Source organism: Exiguobacterium sp. UBA5002 (assembly GCF_002396765.1).
GTDB lineage: Bacteria > Bacillota > Bacilli > Exiguobacteriales > Exiguobacteriaceae > Exiguobacterium_A.
Genome location: NZ_DGYQ01000004.1, coordinates 46,247 through 62,451, shown reverse-complemented (window position 1 = coordinate 62,451; position 16,205 = coordinate 46,247). Strand labels below are relative to the sequence as shown.

Annotated in this window: 20 protein-coding genes; 6 read left to right on the top strand and 14 right to left on the bottom strand. The window is 47.4% G+C overall.

Annotated features, from left to right (window positions below):
- Both B4C70_RS00510 and B4C70_RS00505 read left to right on the top strand, forming a co-directional pair.
- Positions 1–434, top strand: a 434-nt coding sequence (locus B4C70_RS00510) for an aldo/keto reductase (protein WP_290776268.1), incomplete at its 5' end; no start/stop codon positions are given.
- A 67-nt stretch (positions 435–501) separates the two neighbouring features.
- Complete coding sequence (locus B4C70_RS00505) at positions 502–1,161, top strand: type 1 glutamine amidotransferase domain-containing protein (RefSeq protein ID WP_023467672.1); 660 nt, start codon at positions 502–504, stop codon at positions 1,159–1,161.
- 63 nt (positions 1,162–1,224) lie between these two features.
- Here the strand turns inward: B4C70_RS00505 and B4C70_RS00500 are convergent, their stop codons facing one another.
- The 11 genes from B4C70_RS00500 to B4C70_RS00450 all read right to left on the bottom strand — a co-directional run bounded on the left by B4C70_RS00500 (position 1,225) and on the right by B4C70_RS00450 (position 10,693).
- Entirely contained in the window at positions 1,225–1,842 is a 618-nt protein-coding gene (locus B4C70_RS00500; protein ID WP_029341176.1) for a hypothetical protein, read from the bottom strand.
- A 79-nt stretch (positions 1,843–1,921) separates the two neighbouring features.
- Entirely contained in the window at positions 1,922–2,458 is a 537-nt protein-coding gene (locus B4C70_RS00495) for a PadR family transcriptional regulator (protein ID WP_023467670.1), read from the bottom strand.
- A gap of 162 nt (positions 2,459–2,620) precedes the next feature.
- A complete protein-coding gene (locus B4C70_RS00490; protein WP_290776267.1) occupies positions 2,621–3,205 on the bottom strand; it encodes an NUDIX hydrolase in 585 nt (194 codons plus the stop codon).
- Positions 3,202–3,783: a CDP-alcohol phosphatidyltransferase family protein gene (locus B4C70_RS00485; RefSeq protein WP_023467668.1), complete on the bottom strand. Its 582-nt coding sequence runs from the start codon at positions 3,781–3,783 to the stop codon at positions 3,202–3,204. Before B4C70_RS00485 ends, B4C70_RS00490 begins: the two co-directional genes overlap by 4 nt.
- Before the next feature lies 1 nt (position 3,784).
- The gene (locus tag B4C70_RS00480) at positions 3,785–4,672 is read right to left on the bottom strand and encodes an ABC transporter ATP-binding protein (protein WP_290776266.1); all 888 of its coding nucleotides are present in this window, start codon (positions 4,670–4,672) and stop codon (positions 3,785–3,787) included.
- Positions 4,644–5,393, bottom strand: coding sequence for an ABC transporter permease (locus tag B4C70_RS00475; RefSeq protein WP_195865470.1), 750 nt, complete (start codon positions 5,391–5,393; stop codon positions 4,644–4,646). The genes B4C70_RS00480 and B4C70_RS00475 overlap by 29 nt, the downstream gene beginning before the upstream one ends.
- Positions 5,390–6,148, bottom strand: a complete 759-nt coding sequence (locus tag B4C70_RS00470) for an ABC transporter permease (protein WP_290776264.1) — start codon at positions 6,146–6,148, stop codon at positions 5,390–5,392. Before B4C70_RS00470 ends, B4C70_RS00475 begins: the two co-directional genes overlap by 4 nt.
- Positions 6,135–7,331, bottom strand: a complete 1,197-nt coding sequence (locus tag B4C70_RS00465; protein ID WP_290776262.1) for an ABC transporter substrate-binding protein — start codon at positions 7,329–7,331, stop codon at positions 6,135–6,137. Before B4C70_RS00465 ends, B4C70_RS00470 begins: the two co-directional genes overlap by 14 nt.
- 19 nt (positions 7,332–7,350) lie before the next feature.
- Positions 7,351–8,109, bottom strand: coding sequence for an SDR family NAD(P)-dependent oxidoreductase (locus B4C70_RS00460; RefSeq protein ID WP_290776260.1), 759 nt, complete (start codon positions 8,107–8,109; stop codon positions 7,351–7,353).
- Positions 8,109–9,080: an MBL fold metallo-hydrolase gene (locus B4C70_RS00455; RefSeq protein ID WP_290776258.1), complete on the bottom strand. Its 972-nt coding sequence runs from the start codon at positions 9,078–9,080 to the stop codon at positions 8,109–8,111. The genes B4C70_RS00460 and B4C70_RS00455 overlap by 1 nt, the downstream gene beginning before the upstream one ends.
- A gap of 173 nt (positions 9,081–9,253) precedes the next feature.
- Positions 9,254–10,693, bottom strand: a complete 1,440-nt coding sequence (locus tag B4C70_RS00450) for an NADP-dependent glyceraldehyde-3-phosphate dehydrogenase (RefSeq protein WP_290776256.1) — start codon at positions 10,691–10,693, stop codon at positions 9,254–9,256.
- A 218-nt stretch (positions 10,694–10,911) separates the two neighbouring features.
- Here B4C70_RS00450 and B4C70_RS00445 point away from each other — a divergent pair, with 218 nt between their 5' ends.
- On the top strand, positions 10,912–11,790 hold the full coding sequence (locus tag B4C70_RS00445) for a chemotaxis protein CheV (RefSeq protein ID WP_214855202.1): 879 nt from the start codon (positions 10,912–10,914) through the stop codon (positions 11,788–11,790).
- A 46-nt stretch (positions 11,791–11,836) separates the two neighbouring features.
- On the opposite strand, the gene B4C70_RS00440 is transcribed toward B4C70_RS00445, so the two are convergent.
- Positions 11,837–12,205, bottom strand: a complete 369-nt coding sequence (locus tag B4C70_RS00440; protein ID WP_023467659.1) for an Hpt domain-containing protein — start codon at positions 12,203–12,205, stop codon at positions 11,837–11,839.
- A 122-nt stretch (positions 12,206–12,327) separates the two neighbouring features.
- Between B4C70_RS00440 and B4C70_RS00435 the strand changes: the two genes are divergently transcribed.
- Positions 12,328–13,263, top strand: a complete 936-nt coding sequence (locus B4C70_RS00435) for a magnesium transporter CorA family protein (protein WP_029341164.1) — start codon at positions 12,328–12,330, stop codon at positions 13,261–13,263.
- Positions 13,264–13,343: 80 nt separating this feature from the next.
- Here the strand turns inward: B4C70_RS00435 and B4C70_RS00430 are convergent, their stop codons facing one another.
- On the bottom strand, positions 13,344–14,447 hold the full coding sequence (locus B4C70_RS00430; RefSeq protein ID WP_214727905.1) for a PP2C family protein-serine/threonine phosphatase: 1,104 nt from the start codon (positions 14,445–14,447) through the stop codon (positions 13,344–13,346).
- A 126-nt stretch (positions 14,448–14,573) separates the two neighbouring features.
- Between B4C70_RS00430 and ytzI the strand changes: the two genes are divergently transcribed.
- Together ytzI and B4C70_RS00420 are read left to right on the top strand one after the other, a co-directional pair.
- The gene (ytzI, locus tag B4C70_RS00425; protein ID WP_290776253.1) at positions 14,574–14,747 is read left to right on the top strand and encodes a YtzI protein; all 174 of its coding nucleotides are present in this window, start codon (positions 14,574–14,576) and stop codon (positions 14,745–14,747) included.
- A gap of 134 nt (positions 14,748–14,881) precedes the next feature.
- Positions 14,882–15,433: a hypothetical protein gene (locus B4C70_RS00420; RefSeq protein WP_290776251.1), complete on the top strand. Its 552-nt coding sequence runs from the start codon at positions 14,882–14,884 to the stop codon at positions 15,431–15,433.
- A gap of 52 nt (positions 15,434–15,485) precedes the next feature.
- On the opposite strand, the gene B4C70_RS00415 is transcribed toward B4C70_RS00420, so the two are convergent.
- Complete coding sequence (locus tag B4C70_RS00415; protein WP_290776249.1) at positions 15,486–16,070, bottom strand: YdcF family protein; 585 nt, start codon at positions 16,068–16,070, stop codon at positions 15,486–15,488.
- Positions 16,071–16,205 lie beyond the last annotated feature (135 nt).

Sequence of the window (16,205 nt, the reverse complement as noted above, 5' to 3'; positions counted from 1 at the left end):
GCCCGAATGTCATCGAATACTGGCTCGAGCATAGTAATTTCTCTTACTTGATGACGCCTTATTCGTTGCTCGATCGTCGCATCGAAGAGTTGTTACCACGCTTAAAAGAGAAAAACATCCAAGTCGTCGCTCGTGGTCCACTAGCAAAAGGACTCTTGACACATGAGAGTGCTTCACGCCTGCAATCGGTTGATCGGTTCGAACAATTTGATAAGGAAACGCTTGAGGCAAGTCTACAAAAACTTCAAGATTTCCCGCTTCCGGCGCTTGCATTGCAAGTCATCGATCAACAGGTCGACATCGTCCTTCCTGGTGCATCGAGCGTGTCACAACTTCAGTCAAACGTCCAAGCGATGAAAGAGTCGATCTCGCAATCTCAAATCGACCAGGCACTTGCTTCACTACCCGTTCATCACTACACCGAACACCGGTGAGGTTTAACTCTTCATTTCTCCGGGAAACTCCTTCTTTGTAACGTTCATACAGAGGAGGAGTTTTATTATGGCTCGTATTTTAATCGTATCAACAAGCGCAGACGACATGAATGGCCACAAAACAGGATTATGGTTCGAAGAATTCGCAGCACCTTACAACCTGTTCAAGGATGCAGGACATGACGTGACAGTCACGTCGATCAAAGGTGGCGACGTTCCAATCGATAAAGCATCGATCGTCAAAGAAATCTTGCCGAAATTCCAAGATGCACGCCGTGCGTTGCACGACACGAAAGCACTCTCGGAAGTCGATCCAGCATCATTTGATGCAGTCTACTTCCCAGGTGGTCACGGTGCAGTCGTTGACTTCCCGAATAACCCACAAGTGGCAGGTGCCATTGAAGCCGTCATCAAAAAAGATGGCGTCGTCGCATCAGTTTGTCACGGTCCTGCTGCCTTTGCGCACGTCATGATCGATGGCAAACCATTCGTATCAGGTCGTCAAATCAACGGCTTTACGGATGAAGAGGAAAAATCAACAGGTCTCGAAGATAAAGTACCATTCTTGCTCGAGACGACACTTCGCGGTGAAGGAGCTACTTTCCTGACATCGGATGCAGGTAAAGAATTCGCCGTCATCGACGGCAATGTCGTCACAGGACAAAACCCGGCTTCAAGTGAAGCAGTCGCAAAACTAGTCCTCGCGAAACTCGCGACACAAGCTTAATAGATAGTATTCATACAAAATGGAGCACGCGACATCATGTCGCATGCTCCATTTTTTCATACGTTATAGACGGTGAAGTGAATCCAATCGTTCGAGATCAGCTTCTGTCTCACGTGTTTTTTGTTCGAGTCGCTTTAACTCGTCCTCGAGTTGTTGTTGTTGAGCTTGCAATGCAGATCGTTCTTCCTCTGTATAGGAACGTGATACTTCTTTTTCTTTGAGATACCACCATTTTTTGACCTTTTGAGGTGGCGGTCCGAGTTCAATCTGTTGCTCATGTTGTTGAACTTCCTCCATTTGTTCCGCATGCGCCAATTGAAGCTGCTCTAATTCCGCCTCATAGGCAGTTTGTCTAGCTTCAAGAATCGGTGTCAGGTACGCGAGGATATGCGCAGTAAAGTCTCGCTCGACGACTCGTCGTAATACATCTCGACGAAGGGAGGCTTCCGAATTGCCTATGGCATTCTCCCACACGCTCGGATCCGCTTGTTCTAGAATCTCTTCTTCTTCCGCTTCTCCGAGCCAACGTAGTTTCAGTAACAACGGTTCAAGTAGTGCCTCTTCTACATACGCCGTGAATTGCGAATACGACGTTGCTTCTCGTGTCAACGGTTCCTGATGTAAGCGAAATAAGGCTTCCGCTTCTTCTTCAATCCAGTCTTCGTAATCATTAAAATACATCGTTTAGCTCCTTACTTCATATCATCAAAAACAACACTGGCTCGAATCCGCCACCTCCATGACAGTCGAGCCAGTGTTGTTAGACGTTTGCTTCGTTTTTTTTAATTTCCGCGATTGCCCAATCACACCAATCCAAGTAATTCAACATCATACGCAAGCCGTACTCACTCGTCAAGGTTTCCCCTAGTGTCGCACCGTTCTCAAGGTGGTCGTGACGCCAACTATGCATCATCTCGACGGCAAATTGATGGTGCCGCTTCGACTCTTCCAAATAAGCAACGGCTTCCTCGGGTGGGAGCAGATGCAAGAGCGACACCCGCATCAAGTTCTCATCCTTCATCTTCGGTTTGAATTCATTCGGTGTCCGTAACCATTCAACGAGCTCTGTCCGTCCTTTATCGGTGATGGAATAGACTTTCTTGTCCGGCAAGTCTTCTTGGACGATATGGACACTCGTCACGAGCTCTGCCTCTTCCATCTTTAACAACTCTCGGTATATTTGAGTATGATGTGCGGTCCAGAAGTGGATCATTTGTTTTTTAAAAGTCGCGCTTAAATCGTAACCGGTCGCTTCCCCTTGGGTCAGCAGCCCGAGTAGTGCAAATCGTAATGCCACTGGCTGCACCTTCTTTCCTTCTTTTGTATATATACTTAATTATCTCAAATATATCTTAATTTCGCTACTCTTGCGTCGAACGAATGTACGATTAAAAAAAGACCTACGAGCGAAATCACATTCGATCGTAGGTCTTCATGCGTTATTGCTTTTCCACTCGTTCTATTTACGTAATTGCTCGATTCCCTGTCGGACATGTCTCCAGTAAGAAGAAGGATGTGGAACGAATTGACGACGATCGAACCATTCGCCTGTCGTGTCCTGAATGCGCTCGATGGACATGTCCGCGATTCGTTCAAACTGCTCGATTGAAAAAGCAATCAATCGCTTCACTTCTGTTTCCTGGAGGACGTATGCGTCTATCGCTTGATCACTTCGAGCAATAAAGACATGGCATCGCTCACAGTCCCAGAGCGACGCATCCCGAAACTCCTCTTCCTGGATGCCAAGCGGTATCAATTGATCAAAGGTACATGTCAAACCAATCTCTTCCTCGAGTTCCCGGACACCATCCTCGACTGTCTCATCCGCAAGCAAGTGACCCGCTGCCGTGATATCAAGCATTCCTGGAAAGTCCTTCTTTTGTTCAGACCGTTGCTGGAGCAACACGACGTCCCGCTTTGGATCATAGACGAAACAATGAAACGTTTCATGCCACAAGCCGTTTGCGTGGACTTCTGATCGTGGACGAGGTCCGAGCAGGTTGCCCGCTCGATCCACGGTCATGATCATCTCTTGTTCACTCATCGCAACACCTTCGAAGCTTGATGGAATCGCTCCCCGACCGTATAGAGTTCAGCAATCAAGAAGACAATTGCGATCCAAATGATGGCGCTTGGGAACAGGATCATCGCTGTTAGGAATAAGAACCCTTCCGTTCGCTCGACGAGTCCCGGTTGATATTGAAACGACTTGTAGCCGTAATTCTCACTGACCGCTCCGATTGCAAGGAACATCGTCATCCCAATGACGAATGATGCGACGAGCAACAGAATAACGACCTGCGTTTCCGGAAACCGAAGCGCAAGACCGATCAATACTGACAGCTCGACGATCCGGTCGAGCACAAGGTCAAGAATCGTGCCAATCGGAGTTGTCTTTTCTTTTCGTGCCATCGTTCCATCGATGACATCAAGCATGCCCGAGATCCACAACAAGACAATCGCCGTTCCCATCATGTCGTTATAGACGAAAAAGCCCGTCGCACCACCGATGATGCCGGAGATGATCGTCACCTGTGTCGCCGATAATCCAATTTTCTTAAATAAGGTCGCCCCTTGATCAAATAGGGGTTGAACGATTTTACGCGCACGCGTATCTAACATGTCACCCCTCCTTTCTAACGATATAGCCTTCTTTCTCCTGAATCGTCTCGTCTGAAGAGAGCACGAGTCGTTCTCCGGATGCTCGTTCGACTTCGTAGAATCGAACACCGTATTGAATGAGTTCTTTCGTAATCGTAACACGTTCATCCGTCTCCTTCGTCGGTCTTGAGACCAAGTTGACTGCCGTCAACGGATGCCATGTTTCTTCAATCTGAATGCCTTCCCCAAAAAAAGGGCTGGTCTGGCTCAGCGTAATCGGCGTGCCATGATCGACGATTCGCCCCTGTTCTAAAACATAGACGATATCCGCCATCGCCATTGCCTCTTCCCGATCGTGTGTGACAAGGAGTGTCGTGACACCTTGTTCCTCGGTCAACTTCCGAATCAATGTCCGTAATTCCCGTCGTCTCGGTACATCTAGACTCGAGAACGGTTCATCGAGCAACAAGAAGTCCGGTTGACTCGCCAGCGCACGAGCTAAACTTGCCCGCTGCTGTTCGCCCCCTGACAATTCGTGAACAGCACTTTTTCCTCTTCCCTCGAGTCCGACGCGATGTAACCAGGATTCGAGTTCGATCGGTGTTAATTGTTTGGCACCGAGACGGATGTTCTGTTCGACGTTCAAATGTGGGAACAACAGCGATCGTTGAAACATCATCGTCACACCTCGCTGATTCGGCGAAAGAACAGTGACATCTCGGTCACCGAACTGAATCATTCCGCTCGTCACACGTTCAAGACCTGCAATCAGACGGAGTAATGTCGTTTTCCCACTACCACTCGGTCCAACTAAAGCCACACATTGTCCAGATGCGATATTTAAATCGATATCAGACAACACATGCTTCGTTCCAAATCGTTTATTGACTTGTTGTATCGTGACTTCCATTTAAACGCCTCCGTACGATTCGTATCCAACTAGAAAAAATAACGGCTTGTCCAGCATAAAAGAGAATAGGCAACCCGATCAACCAGAGTGTCGCTAGACGCGCCGCCCCTTGCGAATTACCAGAATACGCCGGGAATACTTCGAGTGATATCATGCGGACGATCCCACCACCAATCAACGCAACGAGTGCATACTGACTGATCGTGATCACCGTGACGAGTAGCGTCACGGATTGTAACGTCGAACGAAGCATCGGTCCCGTCAAATAGAACCAACGCTTGAACCGGTTCCCCTCAATCAAGACCATCTGTTCAAGCATCCGTTCTCCTAGCGCCTGAAATCCGTTCGTGTACAAGCGAACTGTATACGGCAAGGTCGGCAGAAGCAACACGAGCAGGACACCAAAAAATCGATCGGCCAAACCAAGACGGATCCATGTCAAATAGAGACCGAATGATAGCAATAATACGGGAACGAACAGCGGCAAACTAATCAAGAACTCTGCTATACGAATCCTTTTCCCCGTTTGAAAGGCAATCGCTTTTCCTGCCATGTACCCGAAGAGATGATTTAACAATACGACGGCACAAATCATCGCGACGGTCGTGCCGAGCGTCGCTTCTAGGCGCGGATTCCAATTCCACTCTCCCGGAATTAAACCAATTAAAGGAACGATGAACAGGAGTACAACGAATACAGTCACACTGATTTTTTTTATCATTCGCTTCGCCCCCTACTGATCTTCGCTGCCAGTGGGCGTGTCAAACCAGTCATGAGCAACAATAGGAAGAAGAGTCCTCCCGTCAAAACGACACTCATTGCAAAAGCGAGTGGTTGCTCCGATAAATCGCCTTGTGTATACAAATCGAACGCATAGACGCCAAGTAATTTCGGATAGGTCACGCCGAGCAATGCCGGGATCTCATATGCGAACAGGATGAAGGCAAGCAAGATAAATGCTGCCTCAAGCATCGGAACGAGTAGGAAGACACCCCGCGCATGCCAAAATCGGCGTACTGGTGATAAACCGAGCATCATACCGAGTTCTTGATAACGCGAATCAAGACGCCGGACCACCGGTAAGATATAAAAAAAGACGAACGGAATTTCTTTATACAGATACGTCAGGATGACACTAAAATAATTCCCTTCATGCGGTCCGATGACAGGCACATTACTCAAATAGAGAATCGCGAGGTATGCTGCTCCTAGATGAGGGATGAATAAAGGAATTGCAAGTAACGCAGATAGTCGTGTTCTGCTCAAGAGCCGTGCGAGCACCATTCCAATGATCAGCGCGAGCACCGTACTGACGATGGCAACATAACTACTGACGGCTAGACTCTCTAAAAAGACCTCATCCGTCAGTAGCTCTCGGTAGTCGGAAAGTGACGTCATCGAGATACTGACCCATAACCCATATAAGACCATCCCTGCCATCAAGAGTGCAGCAGGATACGCGTTACCGCGCCACACGAGACGGCCATTCCTTACGGATCATCTCGAAAATGGATGGGTCGAGTTCCGTCCGGACCTTTCCTTCAAAGACGCTTGGCTTTGGTGTCGACGGTGCAGCCGGTACATCAGCGAATTGCTTTTGTTCTGACGAATCAAGTGTCGATAAATCAAGACTTGAACCGTCTCCCCAGTAAGTTGCATCATATTTTTTCAACTGCGCCTCTGGTGACAACAAGGTGTTGATCACAACGAGTGCACCTTTCGGGTTCGGTGCATTGAACGGTACGGAAAGGAAATGCGTCGACGCGATTGATCCATCCTTCAAGACGATCGGACGTGTTTGTTTCGGAAACGTTCCTGACTTCACTTCTTGTTCAGCCCGTCGTTCGTTGAAACCCATCGTGAAATCAACGTCTCCCTTCGCGTATAACTGATCGAGTTGGGCAAGTGTCTTTGGATAGGTCTTCCCTTTTTTCCAGAGATACGGTTTGATTTCGTTCAAATAAGCCCATGTCTTCTTGAAGTCTGCTTTCGGGTCTTTTAAGGTTTCATTCGATTCGACACCATACATGACGTGGCGGACGAAGGCATTCCCCGTAAAGTCCGTCACTTCCGGATACGTGAAACGTCCTGGATTTTCCTTGACCCATGACTTCAGTGCTTTCAAGTCGGTCGGTGGCGACTTCACGTCAGCTGCGTCATAGTGCAACGTATATTGAACTTTCCCCCATGCGGCTTCAAGTCCGTCTGTTTTCGTACCACTATCTGAACTCTGTGCGGCAGCATCAACATATTTCATGTTCGGGAGGACTTTTGTGATTTCTCCATACAGTAAATCATCTTTTTTAGCATTTAAAAAATTATCGCCATTGATCCAGACGACATCGATGACACCTTTTTCCTTACCTGCCTGTTTCTCAGCACGCAGTTTTTGAATGATATCCGCCGTCTCGATCGGGACCCGTTCTAAGGTGATGTTGTGTTCCTTCTTCAAACGCGGTGCTACGTACTCATCGATGTAGGCATTGATTCCGTCATCGCCGCCCCACATGTACATCCGAACCGTTGATTTTTCCGCTTCTTTTTCAATCGTCTGATAAGAAGTCCCTAAGACATTTTTCGGTTCCGGTGTTGCATCCGGTGTCCCACATCCTGCAAGCAGGGTACTTAAGGCAAGAAAGCTGATTACTTTTGTTTTCATTCGTTGTTCTCCTCCGTCATCACTTTTTGTCGAAACCTGATTTTCCTAACCACTCAATCAGCTGCGGCATAACGCCGTATCCTTTTGCCGAAAGCTCCATCCACCATGGTGCATTGACTTCTCGCTTGCGGCGCCGCATCGCCCGAACGACGGTCTGTGCAAGTTGTTCTTTTGATAAGACGATCGAAGCGACGTTTTTTTCATACTTTCGGCTAATGTCCGCTCTTACGAAAAATTCCGTCGCGATCGGCCCTGGATTGACCGTCATGACGTGGATGCCTTTTGGACGTAACTCGAGACGTAACGCGTTCGAAAACTGCAACATCGCAGCTTTCGTCATGCAATAGATCGTTGATTTCGGTGTCGGCAACTTCCCCGCCTGACTGGCCACGTTGACGATCATGCCACCCTCTTTCAGTAATGGCAGACATGCCTTCGTTAAGCGAACGGGACTTAAGACGTTGATCCGGTGCATCGACTCAATCGTTTCAATCGAGGTATCGTCTAAGAAGCTGAATTCCCCGAAACCTGCGTTATTAATCAAAATATCAATCCGTCCATAACGATTTGCGAGTGTTTTCGCAAGAATTTCAGGCGCCTTTTCCAAATCGTAGACCAGGTAGTCTGCCTGGAGTTCAGATGCTAACGTTTGTAACCGATCCTCGCGTCGTGCAATTAAAATCAAGTTTGCGCCTTCTTTATGCAGAGTGCGCGCCAGTGCTTCCCCGAGTCCACTTGAAGCGCCCGTGATGACGATCGTCCGGTTGATGAGTTGCATTAGACTTCCTCCATTTTCGAATAGTAGAGGATACCTGATCGTTTCTCAACCGTGATCGCACCGCGGGCGACGAGTGTATCGAGACGTGCTTTCATCTCACTCATGACAAGCGGGAATGATTTTTTTAATCGGTTTCCATACGTCACTTGTGCTAATTCGAATAACGTATGTTCTCCCGAAAAATACTTCAAGAGCTGATCACCACGTGCCTTGCGTTGCATCAATCGCTCTTCGACGAGTGCCGCGACATCCCGAATCGGAGCACCATGTCCGGTATAGGCGATTCGAACCTGTTCGCCTTGTAATTTTTCTAAGGAGTCAAGATACGCAAGAACGGGACGTTTTACGAGCACATCATCACCTGGTTGCGGTTGTTCGAGCAATGGATTCGGCTCGACCCGGTCGAGCAGGTGATCGGCCGCGAACAATACACCATCGTCACTTAGTATTCCGATTTGGTCACTTGCATGCCCCGGTAGTTCGATGACCCGGTATCGCCCAGACGGCGTAATCGCGTCGCCTTCTTTTAATGTGAAATCAAGTTGACCTTTTCCAAGCCATTTCAAGGCAGATTGATAGCTTGGTAACATCTCTTGAATCGCTAGCGGAACGCCAAACGATGTCGCCAATCGACGCAAGAATGCGTCCCCGTTGTTCAAGAAGGTCTCGTCCTGTTCCAAGTATGGGCGTAATCGCGCATGTCCATAGACGGGAATGCCTTTCTCTGAAAAGCGATGTGCCATCCCAGCATGATCCGCATGGTGATGTGTCACGATGACACGATCTAAATCCTCGACCTGAAGTTCATGTCGTGCAAGCGTCCGTTGCATCGTTTGCCATGCTTCAAGCGTATCCGGTCCACAATCAATGAGGATGTTTTCCCCTTCCGTTCGTAGTACATAGCAGTTCACGTCTCCAACCGGAAATGGTGTCGGAATCGGAATCGGGATGATTTCGTCTGATACTGTCATACCTACACGCCTCTTTTCTCTCGTCCATTTTCTTTCATTATAGAGAGAATGAAGCTATAGCGCCAAACTTTGTGCGTCAAAGGGTGACATTTGTTTTCTAGCTTACGTTAGCGCTTCAAAAACGGATGCACAAAAAACCGACCTTTCCGCAGATTGAAAGGTCGGTCAAAAACTTATTTTAAGTTGAGGACTGTTAATTTGTCGCGTGTCATCGAAGCTAAGCTACGTCCGACGCCTTGAACGCCGAGACCCGATGACTTCACACCGATGAATGGGAAGTGGTCAGGACCACGTTCCGTCCGACCATTGATTTGAACAGAACCTGTTTCAAGCGCATCCGCTACTGCAAACGCAGCATCGATATTCTCTGTGAAGACACTTGCTTGAAGACCGTATTCTGATTCGTTTGAGTATGCAATCATTTCGTCGACTGAGTTGACACGGATGATTGGAAGAACTGGTCCGAACGGCTCTTCCCAAGCAACGCGCATGTCGCGTGTCACGTTGTCAAGAAGTGTTGGTTCGATCAAGTTCGCCGTACGTCCGCCACCTAAGACGAGCGTTGCGCCTTTGTCTGTTGCGTCCGTGATCAAGCCTTCGACGAAGTCCGCTGATTTCGTGTCGATGAGCGGCACGACGACACTGTCTTGTTCAGGTGAACCGACTGTCAATTTCGCGATTCGTGTCTTGAGTTCTTCAATGAGTGCATCCGCTTGATGATTAAGAACGAAAACGCGTTTGATTGCTGTACAACGTTGACCTGAGTAAGAGAACGCCCCACTGATGATATGGTCTGCCGCAAGTGACAGATTCGCATCTTCAAGAACGAGCGCTGGGTCTTTTCCACCAAGTTCAAGGACAAGTGGAATCATTGCCGATTGACGTGATAGATGTTGTCCAGTGCCTGTACCACCAGTAAATGTGATCATGTTGATGCCCGGGTGAGCCGTCAAGTAATCACCGATGACCGATCCACGACCTGTGACGATGTTGACGAGTCCAGCTGGAAGACCTGCTGCGACGAGTGCCTCGACCATCAAGATACCGCTGATCGAACCTTGTGTTGCCGGTTTGAAGACGACGGCGTTTCCTGTCATGAGGGCAGGTGCGAGTTTCGCTGCTGCCAAGTTGACTGGGTAGTTGAACGGTGAAATCGCAAGCACGACGCCGAGTGGTGCTTTTTTGATGACCGCGATTTTTTTCGCGCTACCACCAGGGAACGAATCCCCTTGCATCATCTGACCGTCGAAACGGAGACCTTCTTCCGCTGTGTAGCGAATGATTTCAGCTGTCCGTTTGACCTCTTTGACGCCATCTGCACGTCCTTTACCGACTTCGCGCATGATGACTTCACCGATTTCGTCCGCACGTTTTTCGAGTTCCGTTGCCCAAGCGTGAAGCAATTCAGCCCGTTTGTTCGCTGGTTGTTTTGCCCACTCTGCTTGTGCCGCTTTCGCTGAAGCGATGGCACGATCGACTTCCGGTTTTGTCATCGCTTGGACGCGACCGACAAGATCCTCTTTATATGGTGAAGAGATTTCAATCGTCTCTTTTGATTCACTTTCATGCCATTGTCCATCTAGTAAAAATGTGTAGGTTGTTGCTGTAGTCATTCCACTCTACCTCCATTTATTTTTATCTCTCTCATTTCAGTGTGTGGCTGCATAGCTTATTGTAATCAATTGGTCTGACAAATGCCAAACTTTTTGCTTAACATATTATGAAAGCGATTACAACACTTTTTTTGTCAATTCAGAACTAGAATTTTTAGCGTAGCATGCCGATAACTAGTCAGAAGTGAAGTGAAGGTAATGGAAAGGGGCACAACCATATGTACAATCAGCACGATATTTTATTAGAAGCCGGCACGAACGAACTCGAGATCGTCATCTTCCATTGTGGTCCGTATACGTTCGGTATCAACGTCATGAAGGTTCGGGAAATCATCGTTCCGCTCCCGATGACACCACTTCCGGGTACACCGGATGCTGTCAAAGGATTGATCGAACTCCGCGGCGAAGTCATGACGGTAATCGATTTGCCGACGGTCATCGGTGTTCCCCACGACGAAGCAACCGAGGATCGACTGATCATCTGTGAATTCAATGGAGAAAAGAGTGTCCTACGCGTTGATTCCGTGACGGAAATCCGCCGTATCTCATGGGAGCAGATCGATACACCAAACGAACTCGCTCGTGGCATCGAAGGGTTAACGAATGGTGTCGTTAAAACGGGAGACAAGATGATCATCCTGCTCGACTATGAAAAAATTGCCCTTGAGCTCTCACGCAAGGATATCTTCGCCCGCGAAGAAGGACGTCGCGTCCAGTCCCGTGACCGGTCCGATAAAATCATCTGGATTGCCGAAGACTCGGAAATGCTCCGGATGTTGATCATCGAAACACTCGAGGAAGCCGGTTACCACGGACTGAAGTGGTTCATCAATGGGAAAGACGCATTCGATGCTTTCGAACAAGGAAGTAACTGTGATCTCCTGATTACGGATATTGAAATGCCCAAGATGGATGGACTTCATTTAACGAAACGACTCCGTGAAGATGATCGTTATGCGGAATTGCCGATCATTGTCTTCTCTTCCTTGATTTCCGACGATTTACGCCATAAAGGTGAATCTGTTGGTGTCAATGCACAAATCACGAAACCAGAAATCGGTCGTTTGATCGAAACGGTTGATTCCTACGTCTTATAAGAAAAAAAGCCGACAGCATGTCGGCTTTTTTGATCTATTCGATTGCTCAACGCAGGGCGTCAAGATTTTTCCCAGTAAACACATCGAGCCAGACGACACGGAATTCCACCATGCATTGCTCAATCCGATCGACGATTTCTTGTGTTCCGGTCATTGAACCGGACTCTGCTTCTTTTTCAAGCAGTTCGAAATCATCCGCTAAATCATCAGCAGCAACGGAATAGGAAGCACCTTTTAGCAAGTGAGCGAGCTTTTCAGTTTGCTCAGCATCTTGTTTGGCGACGGCATCTTTTAGTTCAGGAAATTTCCGATCGAACTGTGCGATATACGTCTCTCCGATTTTTTGAAGAAACGCATGGTCTCCACCTGCGATCGATTGAAGTTCTTCGAGCTTCTTAGCATTAAAAAAAGGCATGTCTTCCCCTCCTCTGTTTTCATCTTATCACTAATCTTCATAAAAAAAAATCGGAGAATCATTTACACGCCGTCGTATCTATTTCTATAATGAGACAGTGAAGAGCAGGAGGGATAGACAATATGTTGACGATTTATCGAAGCGATGTCACCGGGGCAGTCAACGAGATACAGGAGTTCACGAAAGGTTCCTGGATCCATCTTGTCAATCCGACAAAGGACGAAGCCGACCAAGTCATCGCTGCTACGAAAATTCCAGAGGATTTCATTTATGACCCTTTGGACGTGGAAGAAAAACCACGTTTTGAAAAAGATGAAGAAGGTCTTCTGATGATCGTCGACGTTCCCTACATCGAAGAAGAATCATCAGGACGCCGTTATAATACGATCCCGCTCGGTATCATCGTGACATCCCGTCATTTTATCACCGTTTGTTCGCAACAGCTCGATGTACTGACGTTATTCTCGAGTGGTAAGTTGCGAGGATTCCGGACGAATTATCGATCGCGCTTCGTGTTCCAGATTCTCTATAAAGTCAGTTCTTCGTATCTACGTTTTTTGCGTCAAATCGACCGTCGTATGGACGAACTTGAGGAAGAACTTCAACGTTCGATGCGAAATCAAGAAATCTTTCAATTGATGAACCTTCAAAAATCATTGGTCTATTTCATGACGTCCTTGAAATCGAACGATGGTGTGCTCGACCGGATCATCAAGACACCGAGTCTCGAGAAGCACGAGGATGACGAAGACTTACTCGAAGACGTCTTCGTCGAACACCGTCAAGCAATGGAGATGGCACAAATCTATAAAGATATCATCAGTTCGACGATGGATACATTCGGTTCCGTCATCTCGAACAATGTCAACTTCGTCATGAAGTTCCTTGCTTCGATTACGATCGTCATCTCGATCCCGACGATGATTTCCGGAATGTTCGGGATGAACGTTCATGTTCCGTGGGAAGGTGAAGTCATTGGTTTCTGGATCGTCTTCGGAATGATGATTTTCTTCTCAGGCCTTGCCGCATTTATCCTATGGCGGAGAAGGTTCTTTTAGTTCAAGTAGATTCAGAGCTTGTAAGACTCAAAAAAGACTCAGTGACGGTGTTTCCGTCGCTGAGTCTTTTCACTTACAGGTTAATTGATTTCGACCGTCACGAGACACAGGTCATCCGCTTCATCGCTCTGATCCGGTTGAATCAACTGATGGATGCTCGGTCCTTGTTGTTCGATCAGGTTCTGGATAGCGTGGATTCCCTCATCGATACCTTTACTGTACAATTCCATGAAACCATCCGTGTACAGGTAGACACATCCTGGTGAGACGATGTCGATCGTCTTGCTCGAATATGTCGAGTCTTCAAACATACCGACAGGAAGTCCCGTATTCTCAAGCGGAATGATTTGATCATTCATGCGCAACAAACCAGGCGGGTGCCCTGCGTTCGCATAGCTGAGCTTCATCTCATCTAGGTCGATGTAGAGGTAAACGGCAGTGAAATAGATTTCTGTCTCGTCTCCTGGGAACAATCGACTCATCTGCTGATTCAATTCTTCGAGTACTTGTGCTGGATCACCAATCCGGTGCACGAGTTCGAATAAAATCGAGCTCATTCCCATCGTGATCAGCGCAGAAGAGACACCGTGTCCCATGACGTCAAACAAGATGATGCCGTATTTATTCTGAGAGATGCGGTACCAGGCGTACATATCTCCCGCTAGTTTCTTAGACGGGATATACGTCGCCATGATGCGGATCTCATCGTCTTCAATATTCGCACTGAGCACACTCTGTTGCAGTTTTTGCGCCAAATCAAAGTCTTCCTGTAATACTTTTTCATATCGTTTTCGCGCATCGATTGCTTGCTTCAGACCAATCGCGTTACGAACTCGCGCGAGCAATTCCGTTTTACGGATCGGTTTCGTTGTATAATCCGATGCTCCTGCATTCAGTCCATCAACGATATCTTCTTCGTTTGATCGCCCGGAAACAATCAGAATTGGCAATTCATCGAGACCAAACCGTTTTCGAATCAAACGTGTCGCTTCGATTCCGCTGATCCCTGGCATTTCGACGTCGAGGAGAACGACGTCCAACTGTTCGATGAATAACGGATCGTCCATTAATTCGATTGCTTCTTCCCCACTCATTGCTTTGACGACGTCATAGCCTTCATTTTCTAACAAGCGCTCTAAGAGCATTAAATTGGTTAACTCATCATCTACGACCAAAATACTCATACGCCGTCACCTCGTTCCGTTTAACATGTTTATCTGACATCAGTTTAGCACACAACCTACAATTTCGTTTAGACGGAAGCTGCGTTTTCCGTCATACTAGAAAGTGAACGAAAGGAGGAGTGGACTATGTGGTTATATGTCGTCTCCATTCTCATCATCGTATTCGTCTTGGTCGCCTCGATCGTCGTCATTTCGAAAGGATATGGCTACAAAGGCAACAAAGATGATATCGAAATCGATTATGATGAAATCAACCGAAAACTTCGTCACGAAAATGATGATGATTCATCCAACAAATGAACCTCTTAGACCATCATATCACGATGGTCTTTTTTATATTCATTTCAAATACATGTTATTTTTAAATGTTTTTTATTCACTCACAAGGGTATATCCATATCATGGTTAAATATTATCTCAAGGGAGTGTTCATCATGGAACCGAAGCTTCAACATGATCCACACGCAGCACACGCAGAACATCCGAATCGCCAGTTCGATCAGGAAGAATCATCAGGTCGTCAAATCAATCTCGTCACAGGGATGTTGCTCGGTGCCCTTGTCGGCGGTCTATTGACGCTACTTAGTTCTTCGTCTCGCCAAAATACGAAACAGAGTTTACGGGGGGCGAAAGATTCCGTCTCTACCCTCGCTTCTTCTATTAAGGAAGATCCGTCAGGTAAAGCATCACAAGTCATCAATCAAGTGAAGAGTGCTTCAAGCATCATTCAAGAAGTCGCATCTGACGTTCAAAATGTCTATGACAAAGTGAACACAGAGCTTGAAACGGTGAAATCAGATGCCTCGACGGTGAAAGAGACAGTAAATGAGACGAAAGGTGACTTGAATGCAATCAGCAATAAAGTCGTCGAAGCGAAGGATGTCGCACTCGGCAAAGAAGAACCACCTGCTGAGCATGATGCTTCCGACAAACAAGCAAATGATTCTCAATCTTCCGAGGAAAAACATAAAGGTGAAGACATCTAATCATTCAATGCACTTCTTCTTTCTCCCCGACATGTTCAGCATGTCGGGGTTTTTAGCGTAGGAATTGAACAACGATCGCAACGCGTTCGCGCATTCCAAATCGAAGGACTCCTGAAAGTGGCGTTTCAGCCGGAATCGCATCCGTCTGTAAACCAAGTTGTTTCGCCTCTTGTCGCGCACGGTACAGATGAAAGTCTGACGTGACGATCGAGACGCGACGAACGTTCTTTGGCAACAACGCCTTTGAAAATTGTAGATTTTCCGTCGTTGATGTCGAGTCGGCTTCAAGGATCAACCGCTCTTCAGCAATCCCAGATGCCACCATCCCGCGACGCATCGCCTCTGCTTCTGAAATATCTTCATCTGGACCTTGTCCACCGCTCAAGATGAAGCGGACTTCTGAATGTTGTTTCCCATATGCCGCAGCTGCCTGAATCCGGTTATGTAGGATTTGCGACGGTTTTTCTCCTTTGACACCCGCACCGAGGACGATGACATACGGTGACGTCCCATCAGCGAGTGGCCGTTCCCCTTTATTAACGAAAATACCGACACTGTACCAGAAGGCGACACAAGCGACTAATCCCCCACCGACCATCCATTTGATGTTTCGTTTGTTAAACTTGCGTTTGATCATACCGTACGACCTCTCTACTAAAAAATGGCTTACGGTAGGCAATACGAATGGTTCTCCAAAAAAGTTTCAGCATAACAGGTTCGGACTCAATGAAAAAAGGCTGACTCAAAAAAGAATGACGCGTCTTTTCACGCC